The following is a 16,065-nucleotide window of genomic DNA, read 5'->3' as shown; positions in this document are numbered from 1 at the left end:
AGGCGGCGGAGCCGATCTGCGATCCGCGCTCCACGATCCGCGCTGCGCGACCTGCGCCGCGCGACCCGCCGGGGGCGCCGCTCGCCGGGGCGCGAGCATCGCGTGTGCCACGGGGCGGCGAGCACCGCCTTCTCGGTCACGGACGGGCGGCGCGGCGGCGCGAGAGGCCGCCCGCCGCTCACCGCACGACGCCGCCCGGCGCGGCCCGCAGGCCTACCAGCGGTGGTAGGCCGGGTGCCCTTCCTTGACGGCCACGAATGTCCCGCGGCACGTCGCCGTGACCCGGCCCCTCGCCTCCAGGGTCGCCTCGATCACGACGCGGTCGCCCTCCGCCTCCGCCACCTGCGCTCGCAGGCGCAGCGGGCCGAGCGGCGTCGGCTTCCTCAGCTTCACGTGGAAGTCCGCCGTCACCGTGCACGGCGGCGCGTCGGCCCCCCGCGCCTGCATGAGGTGGTGGGCCGCGGTCCAGTTCGAGTGACAGTCGAGCAGCGCGCCGATGATGCCGCCGTTGAGCATCCCGGGGAACGCCTCGTGGTGCGGCTCCGGCGTGAAGTCGCAGACCACCGCGTCGCCCTCGACGCGGCTCTTCAGCCGGAGCCCCTTGTCGTTCGCAGGCCCGCACCCGAAGCAGCGGCTCTGCGGCGCGTACCTGTCCTGCAGGCTCGCCGCTTCGCTCAACTCCTGCCCCCGACGAACGCCTCGTCCATCAGCATCTTCTGCTCGAGGAGGTGGCTCGCGCGCGAGCCGGTCGCCGGGCTCGCGCTCGGCGAGCGGCTCACGCACGAGAGCGGCAGCCGGTCGCCGATGCGCTGCCGGAGCACCGCGAGGATGTAGTACCAGGCCCCGTAGTTGCGCGGCTCCTCCTGCACCCACACGAGCGGCGTGCCGTCCTTGTAGGGCGCGAGCGCGTTCACGATCTCCTCGTTGAGCGGGAACAGCTGCTCCAGCCGCAGGATCGCCACGTCCTTGAGCCCGCGCGCCTCCCGCGCGAGCGCGAGGTCGTAGTACACCTTGCCCGAGCAGAGCAGGACCCGCTTCACGTCGGCGGGATCGACCCCGCTCGTGTCGGGCAGCACGCGGTGGAACTTGCCCTCGGCGAGGTCCTTGATCGTCGACACCGGCCGGTGCGGGCCCTTCGACGTCGCCGGGACGCGCAGCAGGCTCTTCGGCGTCGCGATGATGAGCGGCTTGCGCCACGGCCGGTGCACCTGCCGCCGCAGCACGTGGAACAGCTGCGCCGGCGTTGTCAGGTTGCACACCTGGATGTTGTCCTCGGCGCTGTTCTGCAGGCAGCGCTCGATGCGCGCGCTCGAGTGCTCCGGCCCCTGGCCCTCGTAGCCGTGCGGCAGGTAGAGCACGATGCCGCTCAGGCGGTGCCACTTGTCCTCGCTCGACGTGAGGAACTGGTCGACGATGACCTGCGCGCCGTTGAGGAAATCGCCGAACTGCGCCTCCCAGATGACGAGCCCGTCCGGGTAGTCGAGGCTGTAGCCGAAGTCGAAGCCGAGCACCCCCGCCTCGCTGAGCGGGCTGTTGAACGCCTCGAAGCGGCCCGGCGCCTCGGCCACGTGCGACAGCGGCGCGTAGCGCGCGCTCGTCTCCACGTCGCGCAGCACCGCGTGCCGGTGGCTGAAGGTGCCGCGCTGCGCGTCCTGCCCGGAGAGCCGCACCGGCGTCTTCTCGGCGAGCAGCGTCGCGTAGGCGAGCATCTCGCCCGTGCCCCAGTCGAACGGCTCGCCGGCGACGAGCCGCTCGTGCCGCAGCTTGAGCGTCGGCAGCACCTTCGGGTGCGCCTTGAAGCCCTGGGGCAGCTCGAGGAGCCGCTCCGACAGCGCGATGAGCTTCTCGGCCGGCACGTTCGTCGGCACGTCCGGCGTCGCGTGATCGGCGCCGCCGCGGTAGTGCGACCACACGCCGCCCATCGAGTAGAGCACCGGCGCGAAGCCCTTCTGCTTCACCTCGTCGAGCGCGGCGGCGAGCGCCTCGCGGCGCCGCACGACGATCTCCTCGGCCTTCTCCTCGGTGACCTGCCCGAGCTCCATGAGGCGCCGGACGTAGACCTGCCGCACGGTCGGCTTCTTGTCGATCGCGGCGTACATCCGCGGCTGCGTGTAGCGCGGCTCGTCGCCCTCGTTGTGGCCGTACCGCCGGTAGCAGTACATGTCGATGACCACGTCCGAGCCGAAGCGCGCGCGGTAGTCGATCGCGAGCTGCGCGACGTGCGCGACCGCCTCGGGGTCCTCGCCGTTCACGTGGAACACCGGGACCTTGAGCATCCGGGTGATGTCCGACGCGTAGCGGGTCGAGCGCCCCTCCATCGGATCGGTCGTGAAGCCGACCTGGTTGTTCACGATGACGTGGACCGTGCCGGCGGTCGTGTAGCCGGGGAGGTTCATCATGTTGAGCGTCTCGGCGACGACGCCCTGGCCGATGAACGCCGCGTCGCCGTGGATGAGCAGCGGCATCACGCGGCGGCGCGCGTCGGGGGCGCCGTCGGCGAGCCGCCGGTCCTGCTTCGCGCGGACGCGCCCCTGCACGACGGGGTTCACGAACTCGAGGTGGCTCGGGTTGAACGTGAGCGTGAGGTGGACGTTGCGCCCGTTCTCGAGCGTCCGGTCGGTCGAGTAGCCGAGGTGGTACTTGACGTCGCCGCTGCCGAGGTGGCGCTCCGCTTCCTTGTCCTCGAAGGCCGCGAAGATCTCGCGCAGGCTCTTGTCCATGATGTTCGCGAGGACGTTGAGCCGGCCGCGGTGCGCCATGCCGACCACGATCTCGTCGACCTCGTGCGACCCCGCGCGCTCGATGATGAGGTCGAGCAGCGGGATGAGGCTCTCGGCGCCCTCCAGCGAGAAGCGCTTCGTCCCCGCCTCGTAGGACTTGTGGATGAACTGCTCGAAGATCTCGGCGTCGGAGAGCTTCGTCAGGATCCGGAGCTGCTTCTGGCGGTCGAGCGTGAGGCGGTTGCGCGTCGACTCCATCTGCTGCTGGAGCCACTGGCGCGCCTCGGGCTCCTCGATGAACGTGAACTCGACGCCGATCGAGCGGCAGTACGTCTCCTCGAGCCGGCGGATGATCTCGCGCAGCGTGAGGACGGGCGGCACGCCGGCGAGGTCGGTCGTCGGGAACGCCAGGTCGAGGTCCTCGACGCGGAGCCCGAAGTTCGTGAGGTCGAGCTCGGGCGGCGTGGCGGGCGGCAGGCCGAGCGGGTCGACGTGCGCGAAGAGGTGGCCGCGCACGCGGTAGGCGTTCACGAGGGCGTACACGCGCGCCTTGAGCGCGGCCTCCGCGAGCACCTTCAGATCGCGCGGCGTCTCGAGCGAGGTCGGGTGCTCGCTGAGCGTCTGCGCGAACGCGGCCTCCAGCGTCTTCGCGGCCTCGCCGTTCGTCTTGCCGTGCCCGTTCCCGGGCGCCGTCGACGGCCGCAGCACGTGAGGCTGGATGGCCGGCAGCGCGGCGGGAGCGGGCAGCCTGATGGGCGCCGCTCCGCCGTTCTTGCTCTCGAAGAACGAGCGCCAGCCAGGGTCTACCGACTCGGGGTTCTCGAGGTACTGAGCATAGAGCTCCTCGACGAGCCCTGCATTGATTCCGAAATCAAGCTGCATCGTGTTCGTGGTGCAAATAACGCGGGTCGGGTCGGCACGCTAGAGTCGTTTTCCGATGACTCCGGCTCATGGGGCGGATCATCGTCCGGACAAGGGGTCCGAGCGCCTGGAGAAATGGTAGGGAGAAGCGGTACAAGGGGGACCATGGATCAAGACCGCGCAACCCCGGGTCGAGGACCGGCGCCCGCCGTCCTCCCCTTCGATCGCTTCCGGGACCACCTCTTCCACGACCCCAGCCTCGGTCTCTGGCTGGACGTGAGCCGGATCCACTTCGAGAAAGACTTTTTCGCCACGATGGAGCCGCGCATCCAGGCGGCGCTCGCCGAGATGGCGGCGCTCGAGGGCGGGAGCATCGCGAACCCCGACGAGGACCGCCGAGTCGGCCATTACTGGCTGCGCGCGCCGGAGCTCGCGCCCGAGGCCGCGCTGCGCGCCGCGATCGAGGCGACGAACGCGCGGATCCTGAGCTTCGCGGCGGACGTGCACGCGGCGCGCGTGCGGCCGGAGCGGGCGGCCCGCTTCCGCAAGGTGCTCGTCGTCGGGATCGGCGGCTCGGCGCTCGGGCCGCAGTTCGTCGCGTCGGCGCTGGGGACGCCGGCCGACCGGATGCAGCCGTACTTCTTCGACAACACGGATCCTGACGGGATCGATCGCACGCTGGACGCGATCGGGGACGATCTCGGCGCGACGCTCGCGGTGATTGTCTCGAAATCGGGCGGGACGAAGGAGACGCGCAACGGGATGCTCGAGCTCGAGGCGGCGTACCGGCGGCTCGGCCTCTCGCTCGGCGCGCACGCGGTCGCGGTGACAGGGGAGGGGAGCGAGCTCGACAGGTTCGCGACGAAGCACGGCTTTCTGGCCCGCTTCCCGATGTGGGACTGGGTCGGCGGGCGGACGAGCGAGCTCTCGGCGGTCGGCCTGCTGCCGGCGGCGCTGCAGGGGCTGTCGATCGTGGAGATGCTGCAGGGGGCGCGCGAGATGGATGAGGTCACGCGCTCGAAGGAGGTGCCCCGGAACCCGGCGGCGCTGCTCGCGCTCGCCTGGTACTCGGCGACAGGCGGCGTGGGCCGGAAGGACATGGTGCTGCTCCCGTACAAGGACAGGCTCGAGCTGTTCTCCCGCTATCTCCAGCAGCTCGTGATGGAGTCGCTGGGCAAGCGGCTCGATCGCCAGGGCAAGGAGGTCTGCCAGGGGATCGCCGTCTACGGCAACAAGGGCTCGACCGATCAGCACGCGTACGTGCAGCAGCTGCGTGACGGGCTCGACAATTTCTTCGTCACGTTCATCGAGGTGCTCCGCGATCGCGCGCCGTCGCGCGGCGCGATCGAGGTCGACCCCGGCGTCACGACGGGCGACTACCTCTCCGGCTTCCTCCAGGGAACGCGCAAGGCGCTCAGCGAGAGCGGGCGCGAGTCGATCTCGATCACGATCGAGACGGTCGACGCGCGCGCCGTCGGCATGCTGATCGCGCTCTACGAGCGCGCGGTCGGGCTGTATGCGTCGCTCGTGGGCATCAACGCGTACCACCAGCCCGGCGTCGAGGCCGGGAAGAAGGCCGCGCAGGAGGTGCTGGATCTGCAGGCCAAGGTGCTCGCTGCGCTGGCCGCCGGCGCGGGGCGCGCGCTGCCGATCGAGGAGATCGCGCGCGCGGCGGGCACCGACGACGTCGAGACGGTCTTCTGGATCCTGCGCCACCTCGCGGCGAACCCGGAGCGCGGGGTCGTCCGGGAGGTGCCGCAGGGGGGCTCGCCGTTCGACGCGACGTACCGGCTGGCGCGGTGAGGGGGGCGTCCACCCCCCCGGGGGGAGCGTGCTGCCTTGCTCGGGGCGGCCGACGGGCCCCCGGCGAGGCGCGAGGCGAGGCGTGAAGGACGCAGGAGGCGCCGGGAGCCGAGAGGCGCTCCTGGCGCTCCTGGCGCTCCTGGCGCTCGCGCCTCAGAACTGGACGCGCAGGGTCCCGCCGGTCGGGCCGACGAGGAGCTCGGGGGTGTGGAGCGACACCTTGCGCGGGATGTCGCTGCGCACCCAGACCTGCTGATTGGAGACGAGGCCCGCGACGAGCAGCGCGAAGCCCGTCACCTGGGTGAGCCCGTTGAGGAGCACGAGCGAGCCGGCGACCTGGCCGCCGTCGCTGGAGAAGTCGATGTCCTCGCCCGTGGCGAGCGTGATGAACGGGCCGCCCACGGGCACGAACAGCGGCGTGTAGCTGCCGGCCTCGCTCTCTCCCTCGGCGAGGATGCTCCCGGCCGTCAGCGCGGCGAGCGCCCACGCGGTGCCGAGGACGATGGACCCCGCGACCACCAGTCGGCGGCTCATCTGCGTCTCGAGGCGGTAGCCCGCCGGCGGCGGCTCGCGTTCCTTGAAGGGCAGCGTCCGCGGCATGCCGAGGATGACGGGCGGTGCAGCTGGCGCGTAGCCCGGCGGCGGCGGGTAGCCTGGAGGCGCGTAGCCTGGAGGCAGGTAGCCTGGAGGCGCGTAGCCTGGAGGCAGGTAGCCTGGAGGCGCGTAGCCTGGAGGCGCGTAGCCTGGAGGCGGCGGGTAGCCTGGAGGCGCGTCGCCCGGCGGCGGGTAGCCAGGGGGCGGCTGCGCGCCCTGCACGGACGGTGCGACGCCCTCCGCGGCGGCCGGCGTAGCGAGCGCGAGCACGCCGAGCAGCGAGGCCATCGAAAGGACAGTGCGGATCGCGATCACGTGCATCTCCCTTCGGGGTGAGAGCTCCCGGCGCAGGATCGCCGGCTCAGAATCGCCATCGGAGCTCCGCGGACGACGGGCCTATCGAGATCGCAGGCCACCTGGACGCAGCGTGCTCGGGGCCGCGCGGGCTCACCGAGAACTGGCGCTCCAAATAGACCTCCTCGTGGGCGAAGCTGGCGGCATACAGGAGCAGCCCGCTCACCTGGAGCACGCTGTCCATCGCGAGCCAGAAGAGGCCCGCGCCCTCGACGTCCATGGTCGCCGTGCCGATCATCGGGCCGACGAACGGGATGAACAGCGGCCCGAACTCGTCGAAATCCTCGTCCGCGAGGGTCGCGATGCCCGCGACCGTGAACGAGATCGCGTACGGAACGCCGAACGTCAGGAGCCCCGCCCCGAGGAGCGTGCGGTCCGGCCTGGTCCTGAGCGCGTAGCCGCGCGGGATCGGGTCCCCCTCTTCGTACTGGATGGTCCGCGGGTTCGCCCACGGCGGGAGCGACGGCGGCGGCAAGTAGTAGCCCTGCGGAACGGGCACCAGCGCGCCGCCCGCAGGCGCGGGAGGAGCGCCCGCAGGCGCGGGAGGAGCGCCCGCAGGCGCGGGAGGAGCGCTCGGCGCGGCGGGGCTCGCCGATGTGCTGCCGAGCGCGGGCTCCGGCGGCGCGGCCGGCTCCTGCGCGGCCGCCGTCGCGGCCAGCCCGAGCAGCGCCGCGAGCAGCGCGGCGGCCTGCGCGCAGCGGGCGCGCGGCGCGGCGAGGCGGCGACGTGGAACGATACTCCCTTCGGTATGCCCGATCGGCATGCTGGCTCCCGTCGCGCTCGCGCGGCGACTCCAAGGAACTGCGGGTGGCTTCGGTGCAGCGAGGCCAGGATACGCGCACCGCTCGCGAACTCAACGAGGCGCGCACGATGTCCGCGCGTCGCGGCGGGGTGGGCCCGAGGGCGCTCCGCGCAGCGCGAGCGCAGCCGCCTCCTCGACGAGGTCCGCGCCGTCGAGCCGGACGTCGGGCTCGAACCCGCGCAGCTCGGCGAAGTCGCCGAGCGGGTCGCGGAACGCGCGGGTGCCGAACGAGAGGGTGACGCCCGAGCGCGGGAGCCGGAAGAACGCGAGCTCGCCGACGCTCATGCCGCCGCGGGTGTTCTGCCCGGCCACGAGGACGCCCGGGATCTGTCGGACCAGCGCGAGCAGCATCTCGCACGCCGACGCGCAGCCGCGGTCGACCAGGAAGACGGCGCGCCCCTCGAGCGGCCCCGCCGCCCGCCCGCGGACCTGCGCGCCGCGGGTCGTGAGGTCGGCGCGCGGCGCCGCGGCGCCGCGGCCCACGGCGCGCGCCCGCAGCGTCCCGGCGAGGCGCTCGAGCGCGGCGAGGTGCTCGACGAAGCGCGGTCGCGCCTCGTCCGGGACGTCGCCGCGCGCGAGCCGCCGGCGGACGCTGTTGGCGCGCCCCTCGGCGGCCGCGACGGAGATGACCTCGCGCTCGTCGAGCGCGCAGAGCGGCGCGTCGGTGAGCGCGAGCGCGAAGCGCTCGGCGAAGAGGTAGTTGCCGCCGGCGTTGCCGCGCAGATCCACGACGAAGGCGGGCGCTCGCCGCAGCTCGGCCGCGAGCGCAGGGAGCGCCGCGAGCGCCGGGGCGGCGGCGCTGCTGAAGGTGCGGATGGCGAGCACGGGGACGCCATCGCGGCTCCGCGTGAGCTCGACGGGCGGGCCGTGGCCGAGGCGGCGCGGCGAATCGAGCCGCCGCGGAGGGGCATCGCGCCGCCGCGGAGGTGCCGCGCGGGGCGCGGTCTCGGCGGCGGCCGCGCGCTCGAGGCGCGGCGCGGGCGGCGGGGTCGCGGCCAGCCGGAGCGGCGCGCGGCCGCCGTGGCCGAACGCGAGGTGACCGTCGGGCGCCGCGAACACGTCGTGGAGGAGCCGCGCGAGCTCGGCGGGGCGCCACGCCGCGCGGCTGCGGAGCGCGCCCTGGGCCCGGGCGATCGCGAGCGGCGAGGGAGACGGTGAGCGCCCGTCGAGGCCCGCGTAGGCGTGCTCGAAGGCGTAGCGCGCGTCATCGAGATCGCGGAGCGCCTCGGCCGCGGACACGGTCCGCGGCTCGCCGTCGAGATCACCGTCGGCGATGCGCACGCTCCGGAGCGGCGCGGGCTCCCTCGTGGGGGAGAGCGCCGGCGCCGGGGCGCAGGAGAGCGCGGCGCATGCGAGCAAGGCGCAGGAGAGCGCCGCGCTCGCGCCGGCCGCGGCGCGCCGCGGCCGGCGGAGCGAGCATGGGGCGGGCATCGCGCGCGAGGGTGCGACGGCCCGCGCCGCCGGCGCAACCGGAGCCGCTCGGGTCCGTGAAGGAGGTCACGGCATCGCAGCGAGATCCAGGGCTCCGGCGCGGCGGCGAGGCGTGGGCGAGGCCGACCCGGGCGCATCTGCAGAGCGTCTCGGCGGCGTCCTGCGCAGCCGGCGCTCTCCTCCTGCGCACCCGTTGGGGTGTCCTGCGTCAGGATCGCGCGCGTCCTGCGCAGCGTCGCGCACCCTCCTGCGCAGCCCTGTTCGTGTCCTGCGCAACCATGGTTCGGCGCCTGCGCACCGTCGCCGTCCCTCCTGCGCAGCCTCGGTGTCCTCCTGCGCAGCGTCGCGCACCCTCCTGCGCGGCGCCGGTACCCTCCTGCGCGGCGCCGGTACCCTCCTGCGCGGCGCCGGTACCCTCCTGCGCAGCGCCGGTACCCTCCTGCGCGGTCTTGTATGTGTCCTGCGCAGCAATTGGGCCTCCTCACGCTCTTCGCCAGCCCCACGGTCCACGGCGCTCGGCACACCATGGCCTTCGACGCTGCGGCACACAACCCGTCCCGACCCGCTGACCAGTCCCGCCAGCCAGGAGGTCGGCCAGGATGGCCGGACTTCTGCGCCGCTTCGCGGCGGCTCCGCGCCGGCGGACCTAGAGTACCGATCACCTTGGAGTCCCAAAAAATCAACAGAACGGTCCGCTCCTGACGGCCCGTCGCCCTTGTTACGTGCTTTTTTTTTGTTATCGAGTGAGAATTTTGTTGTCGATTTCCCAATGCGACAATCTTGAACGAATGAAACACGGTGGCAGCTGGGACGCTCCCTGCCGGCGGCTAGATGATGTAGAGAGCAACGCCACGCCGGATAAGGTCCCCTCGCGTCCGGCGCGGCGAGCCATGCAAGCTTGCATCTTAGCGAACACCCATCGAGGGCGGGACAACCGCACGTGTACGCCGTGTGCTTGCAGCGTCAGGAGGTAATTGCAGGGTCGACGTGCTCCTGTACGGCGATACCACGTGTGTGAATCGGCTTGACACGGGTTTCGGGGTCGGGCTCAACGACACGACATGCCACGACACCCCCGCGCCCGAGCCGCTCTCGGCTGTGCGCGTGATCCTCACGCAGGACGAGCCGGGCACCTGCACGCCGACGACGAGCACCTCCGAAACTCGCGGCCTGGTGGAACATGACGATACGCGCGTGTTCTGCTGCGCCACGGAACCGCTGCCGTGAAGGGTTGGTGACCACGATGCGCTCGGCTGTGTTCCTCACGTTGACCGCGTTCGCTCCCATCGGCTGTTCGCCGGAGTCCTACGATTTGCCGTCTCCAGACGAGCGCGAACACTTCTACGTTCGGTTTGAGAACCATGGCGATAGCACCGATTGCCTCTTCGGAGATGAGGTCTTGTGGGAGGGGTTGGTCGGGAAGGAGACGCCGGACAAATGCGAAGCCTGCGAGTGCGGCCCAGCCGCCTGCACGCTGCCGTCGAAGGTGACCGTGCACGCCTCGGTCTGCCCTGGCGAGGACGACGTCGGCTCCGTGGAAGCCAGCGAATCCTGGGACGGGTCTTGCGCGGCGGCTGCCACGCCCATCCAGAGCGACGCCTTCGCGTCCGTGACCTTCGAGCCGCCGGCGCTGGCTCCCTGCGCCCCCGTGGCACCGGCGCCGGAACCGTGGCGCCGTCCCCTGGCAGATGTGAGGGCTTGCAAGCCCAAGACTCCACACCGGATTCCTGGATACGCCTTTTCTTGCTACCCTACGCAGGCCAATGGAGAATGCTGGAAGGGCTACCCGTTTCGGCATGATTTTTCCACCGTCATCGATGCCCGCACCTGCACGCCTTGCTCCTGCGGCGCGCCGACCGGCGGGGAATGCACGGCGCAAATCACGCTCTACCAGGATGAACGCTGCTTCGACGCACTTGGCAACACGTTGATCACCAACATCGAGTCACCGCTGTGCAGCAGGGTCGCCAACGCACCGCTCGCGGCGATGCGATCCGCTTTCATCCAGGACGAACCCGGCTCCTGCACCCCTTCGGTCTCCACGATCGAAGGCGGCAAGCTGGAGCCGGGGGAGACGCACGTGGCGTGCTGCGACCGCTGACCCCGGTCCCCTCCTGGTCCCGCAGATCCTCCACGCCGGAGCCGCCGCTCCCGGCGCGTCCGCGCACGCGCCCGCGGATCAGCGCATGCCCGACAGCCTCGCGATGAACCCGTGCGATTCCCGATCGCCGTCGCTGCCGAGCGGCTTGTCGAGCCCGGGGAGGTCGAGCGTCCCCGCCACGACGCCTGCGATGTAGAGAGGCTCGCCGGATGCCCCGCTCGCCGCGACGATCCGCACGGCGACGGAGCCGTCTCCCTCGAACCGGGCCGCCGAGATGAGGTTGCCTTGGGCATCCAGCCTCATGAGGAATCCCGCCCGCTTCCGGGAGGTCGTGAGCATCCCGGCGCTCCCCAGCGCGATCGCGCCCGTGAACTCGCCCGTGACGTAGATCGAGCCACCCTCGTCCACCGCCACGCCGGCGGCGATCTGGCTCTCCGTCGCGTCGCCGAACCCGCGGCTCCACACGACGCCATCGTCCGAGACGCGCGCGATGAAGAAGTTCTCCGTCTCCCCCGCGTCGGGCAGCGCCGGGCAGCGATCGCCGAAGCTGATGCGCCCGCGGTACGTGCCGGCGATCACGACGTCGCCGCCCGGGAGCAGCGCGGCCCCGTGCTGCGCCACCTGCTGATCGCCGTCGAGGTTCAGCGGCTTCACGTCCTGCAGGGCGCCGCTGCTCGACACATAGCGCGCGATGAAGACATCGCGGCGCTGCGAGGCGAAGGGGGTGTCTCCGCCGAACGAGACGTCTCCGCTCAGCGAGTCGTAGTCGCCCACGACGGTCACGAGCCTCGACCCCGACCTCGTGTCGGCGGCGATCGCCTTGACGGTCACGGCCGCTCGCGGTCCGAGGCGGCGCTGCCACCTGCACGCGCCGTCCGCCGGGTAGAGCGCGGCGAGCAGCGCCGAATCGGCCGGGATGTCCCCGGGCGCGCACGGCCCGAAGCTCCTGCCGGCCTCCGACACGTCGACGGCGAAGACGACCGCCTCGGAGGTCGCCGCGAGGCCGCGCGCGGTGGTACCGTGCTTGGCGTCGACGCTCCACACCCACCCGCACTTGCCCTCTGGACCGAGCGCCGCCACGAAGCTCGTCGTGAAGGCGGTATCGAGCAGAGGCGGGCCAACGCGGCATGCGCTGAGATTCCCGGTGGGCAGGTTGATGGCCCCCTCGGACTCCCCGGCCACATAGGTGAAGTCACTGCCGGCAGCCAGGTGCAAGCCCCACACGCCCTTCGCCGCCAGCCCGTAGCGGCTGTCGCGCGCCCCGCCGGCGCTCCACTTCGCGACCGTGAACTGATACGCCGAATCGTCGAGGACATCCGTGACGACGGCCGTCAACGCGCCGCCCGATGCGGCGAGGTCGCCCACGTCGAAGCCGAGGGTCTCGCCCCACTTGGCCGACGGCTCGATGATGGCGCCCCCGGCGTCGCTGCACACCGGACTCCCGCCGCCGCTGCCCCCGCCGCCGCTGCCCGCACCTCCCGCGCCCGAGCCCCCGCCGCCCGACTCTCCGGCGCCGGAGCCACCCGCACCGGAGCCGTCCGCACCGGAGCCGCCCGCGCCCATGCCGCCCGTGCCCGAGCCGCCGGTGCCCGAGACCTCCGAGGAGGAGGTCGCGCCCGGGGCCGCGCCCGCGCCGGCCTGCGATGAATCCAGCTCGCCGACCTCGAGCCCGATGAGCGCGTTGCAGCCGCCCGCCACGGCGGCGAACAGGCCGGCGCAGGACACGATGGATCGGATCGTACGAGGTTCGCGTTTCATCGGCTCGGCTCTCCGCTGCGTGGCATCCCCGAGGCCACCATCGCGCCAGCGCGGGCTCAGTGGCAAGCCCTGACGGAGTCAGGATAGATGATGGTGGTCTGGCAGAGGGCGTTGCAACCGCCGAATGGACCTCGGGCTCCGCACGCGACGTTCGTCAGGAACACGTTGGTCGTCGCCGCGCAAACGAGGCCGCTGCAGTTGACCACCGGGAGCTCCCGCTCCTCCGCGCCGCTGCAGTCGTAATCGAAGCCGCCCCCCGGCCTGATCGGCGTCTCGTAGAACGTGCTGGGCTGGCCGGGGTGGACCGAGGGGTTGTTGTCGTTGCAGTCGTTGCCGCCCTCGCACGCGGTCGAACGATAGCCATCGTCGTCGGCGTCGCAGTCGACGCTGCCGCCCCCGCCGGAGCCGGAGACGGCCGAGCTGGAGCTGGAGCTCGCCGCGCCGCCGCCGGAGCCGGAGACCGCCGAGCTCGCGCTCGCGCTGGAGGTCGCCGCGTCGCCGCCCGCGCCGTCGCCGCCCGCGCCGTTGCCGCCAGCGCCGTCGCCGCCCGCGCCGCCCGCGCCGCCGGAGCCGGAGGCCGCCGCGCCGCCGCCGTCGCCGCCCGCGCCGGAGGTCGCCGCGCCGCCGCCGGAGCCCGCTGCGTCCGAGGACGAGGCGGCGGTGCTCGCCGACGACGTGGTGGCGCCGGCGCCGGCTCCGCCAGCGCTCGCGGCGCTCGTGTCGTCGGTGAACGTGGCGTCGGGGAAATCACACCCCGCTGCGGCGCTCAGGGCGGCGGCGGCGGTGGGGAGAGCCAGGTGGAAACATCGGTGAAGCAAGCGCATGCACGAATGGAAGCTGCCGATCCCACCGGCGTCAACCGGTGGCTGGATTATGCGCCGCGCCGCACCTGGCAGGCTCTCCCGTGCGTGGCAGGCTCTGCGGTGTCGTGTGGAAATGTCGTGGGCTATTCGCCTGGCGCGCGCTCGAGAGCGCGCGCGGCGGTCACGGCATGCCCTTCAACCGAGCGATGAACCCTTCTCCCGGCGCCTGGATGGGATGGTTGTCGGTGGGCACGAGAGGGAACGTGTCCGTCAGCTCACCGGCGATGTAGAGCGGATCGCCGAGCGTCGCGCCCGGCGCGACCGACCAGACGGCCACGGTGCCGGCCCCCGCGAGCGCGGTGGCCGAGAGGACGCCGCCGCCCGGACTGAGCACGATCAGATAGCTCGACAGCTGATCCGCCTCGGCCGCGAGCCTCTCGCCGGGCCCCAGAGGAATCTCGCCCTCGAGCGTCCCCGTCACGTAGATCGAGCCGACGCTGTCCACTTCGAGGCTGACGACCATCTGATCTTCCGCGGCGTCGCCGAATCCACGGCTCCAGGCCACTCCACCCCTCGAGACGCGCGCGACGAAGGTGTTCTCCGTCTCCCCCGCCTCCGGCAGGAGCGGGCAGTCGTCCTGGAAGCTGAAGGACGGCCCGGTGTACGTCCCGGAGAGCACGAGGTCGCCGCCCGGGAGCAGCGCGGCCCCGTGTCGCGCCGCCGACTGGTTTCCAGGGGCCCTGAGCGGGAGGACCTCCGTCACCTCGCCGTCCTCGAGCCGGACGCGCGCGACGAACAGGTCGCGATCCGGTGTGGCGGGGAGCTCTTTCGCCTGGATCTTGATCCCCCCATCCGGCGCATTGTAGTCGCCGACGACGAGCACCTCCCCGGTCTCCGGGGAGGCGACGAGCTCTTCGACGCGGACGGTCGCGGTGGTATCGAACGCGAGGTTCCAGATGCACATGCCGTCCGCGTCGAGCCCCACGAGCTCCGTGGACCCGCGCGCGTCGCCGGTCCCGAGGAGGCAATCGTCGGTGCTCGCGCGCGCCGCTCCCGACACCGAGACAGCGAACACGACCCGCTTGGGCGTCGCCGCCAGAGCGATCGGGGAGGTGTTGAGCTCGGCGTCGACGCTCCAGATCCAGCTGCATTTGCCCAGCTGGTCGAGCGCCGCCAGAAAGCTCGGTTTATGCCCGGTATCGACGTGCGCGCCGACGGAGCACCCGCCGTCCGGCGTGAGCAGGGCGAACGGCGCATCCGACGACCCGGTCACGTAGGCGACGTCCGAGACGACGAGGAGGTGCTCGGGCCAGACGCTGCCGGGCAGGTCGCCGGTCCGCATCCCGTACGCGCCGTCGAGGGTCCCGGACGGGTCCCACCTCGCGACCGAGAACCCGATCTTGTCGGGCGCGGTGTCGAGCCCTCGGCTTTCCTTGACGATCGCCGTCACCGCGCCGTCCAGCGCCGCGATGCCGGCGACCGACAGGCCCGACAGCTTTCCCCACTCGCTCGACGGCGCGCGGACAGCCCCCTCGCGGACATGGCCGCAGAGCGCCTCCTCCCCGCCGCTGCCACCCTCGCCGCCGCCACCCCCGCCGCCGCCACCCCCGCCGCCGCCACCCCCGCCATGGCCGCCGCCGCCCGTGCCGACCGCGGACACGCTCGCCGACGTCGCGCCCGCGCTGCCGGACGAGGAGTCCAGCTCGCCGACCTCGAGCCCGATGATCGCGTTGCAGCCCCCTGTGGCCGCGACGGCGAGCAGCCCGGCGCAGAACAGGGGTCGAGTGCTCGTGAGATCGCGCGTCATCTTCCCGCCTCCCGTGGCGCGGCGCGTACGGCCGCCGTCAAAAGATCACCTTCGCCACGGCGCCTCCTGGCACCACGCCCACCATCGCCCTGGGGGCCGAGGACGCCTGCGCCGGGGAAGGCGCCGTGAAGATGAGCACCGCGCCGGCGCCCAGCGCCGCCGCCCCGACGAGGAACGCGACCGTCGAGATCGTCCCTGCGGTCGTGCCCTGCTCCTGCAGCCGGATCCCCTGTTCCCCGCAGACGTTGGCCTCGTTGCAGTAGGCCTCCGCGTCGCCCTTCTTCCCGAGCGCGCGCAGCCCGAACGCGGCGCCGACGCCGATCCCGACCGCGCCGACGCCGGCGCCGATCCAGCCGGCCGTTCGCCAGGTCGAGCTCCCCGCCCCCTGCGGGCCCTGCTTCGGGGGGAGCGCGGGCCCTGCGCTCGCGCCGCCGGCCGCGGGCTCCTCAGGCGCCACGAGCAGCTCGGCCTGCGCGCCCTCGGCGAGCTGCGCCGTGAACGTCTTCTGCTTCCGGCCCGGCGCCGTCGCCGTCACCTGGACCTCGCCCGGGTCCACGGGCAACGGCGCGCCCAGCGAGCCCGCGCCGACCGGGATCCCCGAGCGCTGCACGGCGGTGTCCGCCGGCGCGCCGGGCGCGAGCCGGATGGTGAGCCTCGGCACGCGGCCCTCCAGCGCGGCGGCGCGCGCCTGCGCGATGGGGCGCCGGTCGTCGTTCGCCGGCAGATCGCGCGCGAGCTGCCGGAAGATCGACCACGCGGTCGCGATCTTGCCGCGCTTCTCCTCGCAGTCGCCGAGGTTGAGCAGCGCCCCGGGCGCCGGATCAAGCTCGTAGCTCTCCCGGAACTTCGGGCACGCGGTCTCGTAGTCCTTCGCCTGGAGCGCCGCCCTGCCGGCGTCGAACAGCGCCTCCGCGACCGCGGGATCGCGCGCCTGCGCCGAGGCGTCGGGGCAGGCGAGGAGCGCGGCCCCTCCCAGGGCGAGCACCTCGGCCGGGAATCGTCTACGCGAGCTCAATCTACCCATCCGTGCG

Annotated in this window: 12 protein-coding genes; 3 read left to right on the top strand and 9 right to left on the bottom strand. The window is 72.6% G+C overall.

All coding sequences use genetic code 11. The features are described from left to right. Positions 1-213 precede the first annotated feature (213 nt). The gene (locus WMF17_RS29180; RefSeq protein WP_437644295.1) at positions 214-678 is read right to left on the bottom strand and encodes a PaaI family thioesterase; all 465 of its coding nucleotides are present in this window, start codon (positions 676-678) and stop codon (positions 214-216) included. Then, the gene (locus tag WMF17_RS29175) at positions 675-3,602 is read right to left on the bottom strand and encodes a 2-oxoglutarate dehydrogenase E1 component (protein ID WP_437644294.1); all 2,928 of its coding nucleotides are present in this window, start codon (positions 3,600-3,602) and stop codon (positions 675-677) included. Before WMF17_RS29175 ends, WMF17_RS29180 begins: the two co-directional genes overlap by 4 nt. 144 nt (positions 3,603-3,746) lie before the next feature. Here WMF17_RS29175 and WMF17_RS29170 point away from each other — a divergent pair, with 144 nt between their 5' ends. Further along, entirely contained in the window at positions 3,747-5,384 is a 1,638-nt protein-coding gene (locus WMF17_RS29170; RefSeq protein ID WP_437644293.1) for a glucose-6-phosphate isomerase, read from the top strand. 153 nt (positions 5,385-5,537) lie between these two features. Here WMF17_RS29170 and WMF17_RS29165 read toward each other — a convergent pair whose 3' ends face one another. The 3 genes from WMF17_RS29165 to WMF17_RS29155 form a co-directional block, all read right to left on the bottom strand. Beyond that, positions 5,538-6,299, bottom strand: coding sequence for a hypothetical protein (locus WMF17_RS29165; protein WP_437644292.1), 762 nt, complete (start codon positions 6,297-6,299; stop codon positions 5,538-5,540). 40 nt (positions 6,300-6,339) lie between these two features. Then, positions 6,340-7,095, bottom strand: a complete 756-nt coding sequence (locus tag WMF17_RS29160) for a hypothetical protein (RefSeq protein ID WP_437644291.1) — start codon at positions 7,093-7,095, stop codon at positions 6,340-6,342. Between the two features lie 90 nt (positions 7,096-7,185). Continuing rightward, positions 7,186-8,565, bottom strand: a complete 1,380-nt coding sequence (locus WMF17_RS29155) for a S41 family peptidase (RefSeq protein WP_437644290.1) — start codon at positions 8,563-8,565, stop codon at positions 7,186-7,188. Between the two features lie 987 nt (positions 8,566-9,552). Between WMF17_RS29155 and WMF17_RS29150 the strand changes: the two genes are divergently transcribed. Both WMF17_RS29150 and WMF17_RS29145 read left to right on the top strand, forming a co-directional pair. Beyond that, the gene (locus tag WMF17_RS29150) at positions 9,553-9,792 is read left to right on the top strand and encodes a hypothetical protein (RefSeq protein ID WP_437644289.1); all 240 of its coding nucleotides are present in this window, start codon (positions 9,553-9,555) and stop codon (positions 9,790-9,792) included. 7 nt (positions 9,793-9,799) lie between these two features. Further along, positions 9,800-10,666, top strand: coding sequence for a hypothetical protein (locus WMF17_RS29145; RefSeq protein WP_437644288.1), 867 nt, complete (start codon positions 9,800-9,802; stop codon positions 10,664-10,666). Between the two features lie 78 nt (positions 10,667-10,744). On the opposite strand, the gene WMF17_RS29140 is transcribed toward WMF17_RS29145, so the two are convergent. From WMF17_RS29140 to WMF17_RS29125, 4 genes are all read right to left on the bottom strand, one after another. Further along, complete coding sequence (locus WMF17_RS29140) at positions 10,745-12,424, bottom strand: hypothetical protein (RefSeq protein ID WP_437644287.1); 1,680 nt, start codon at positions 12,422-12,424, stop codon at positions 10,745-10,747. 56 nt (positions 12,425-12,480) lie between these two features. Continuing rightward, entirely contained in the window at positions 12,481-13,248 is a 768-nt protein-coding gene (locus WMF17_RS29135) for a hypothetical protein (protein WP_437596437.1), read from the bottom strand. Positions 13,249-13,408: 160 nt separating this feature from the next. After that, a complete protein-coding gene (locus tag WMF17_RS29130; protein ID WP_437644286.1) occupies positions 13,409-15,034 on the bottom strand; it encodes a hypothetical protein in 1,626 nt (541 codons plus the stop codon). A 37-nt stretch (positions 15,035-15,071) separates the two neighbouring features. Next, positions 15,072-16,058 carry a tetratricopeptide repeat protein gene (locus tag WMF17_RS29125; RefSeq protein WP_437644285.1) on the bottom strand — a complete coding sequence of 329 codons (987 nt, stop codon included), beginning with the start codon at positions 16,056-16,058 and terminating at the stop codon, positions 15,072-15,074. Between the last annotated feature and the right edge of the window lie 7 nt (positions 16,059-16,065).

The organism is Sorangium sp. So ce362 (genome assembly GCF_051519845.1).
GTDB lineage: Bacteria > Myxococcota_A > Polyangia > Polyangiales > Polyangiaceae > Sorangium.
The sequence above is the reverse complement of the archived record's forward strand: the minus strand, read 5'-3'. Positions and strand labels throughout refer to the sequence as shown.

Coding starts and splice junctions, on each gene's coding strand:
- WMF17_RS29175 (WP_437644294.1), bottom strand. CDS start 3,602: ATGCAGCTTGATTTCGGAATCAATGCAGGGCTCGTCGAGGAGCTCTAT.
- WMF17_RS29170 (WP_437644293.1), top strand. CDS start 3,747: ATGGATCAAGACCGCGCAACCCCGGGTCGAGGACCGGCGCCCGCCGTC.
- WMF17_RS29165 (WP_437644292.1), bottom strand. CDS start 6,299: ATGCACGTGATCGCGATCCGCACTGTCCTTTCGATGGCCTCGCTGCTC.
- WMF17_RS29160 (WP_437644291.1), bottom strand. CDS start 7,095: ATGCCGATCGGGCATACCGAAGGGAGTATCGTTCCACGTCGCCGCCTC.
- WMF17_RS29155 (WP_437644290.1), bottom strand. CDS start 8,565: ATGCCCGCCCCATGCTCGCTCCGCCGGCCGCGGCGCGCCGCGGCCGGC.
- WMF17_RS29140 (WP_437644287.1), bottom strand. CDS start 12,424: ATGAAACGCGAACCTCGTACGATCCGATCCATCGTGTCCTGCGCCGGC.
- WMF17_RS29135 (WP_437596437.1), bottom strand. CDS start 13,248: ATGCGCTTGCTTCACCGATGTTTCCACCTGGCTCTCCCCACCGCCGCC.
- WMF17_RS29130 (WP_437644286.1), bottom strand. CDS start 15,034: ATGACGCGCGATCTCACGAGCACTCGACCCCTGTTCTGCGCCGGGCTG.
- WMF17_RS29125 (WP_437644285.1), bottom strand. CDS start 16,058: ATGGGTAGATTGAGCTCGCGTAGACGATTCCCGGCCGAGGTGCTCGCC.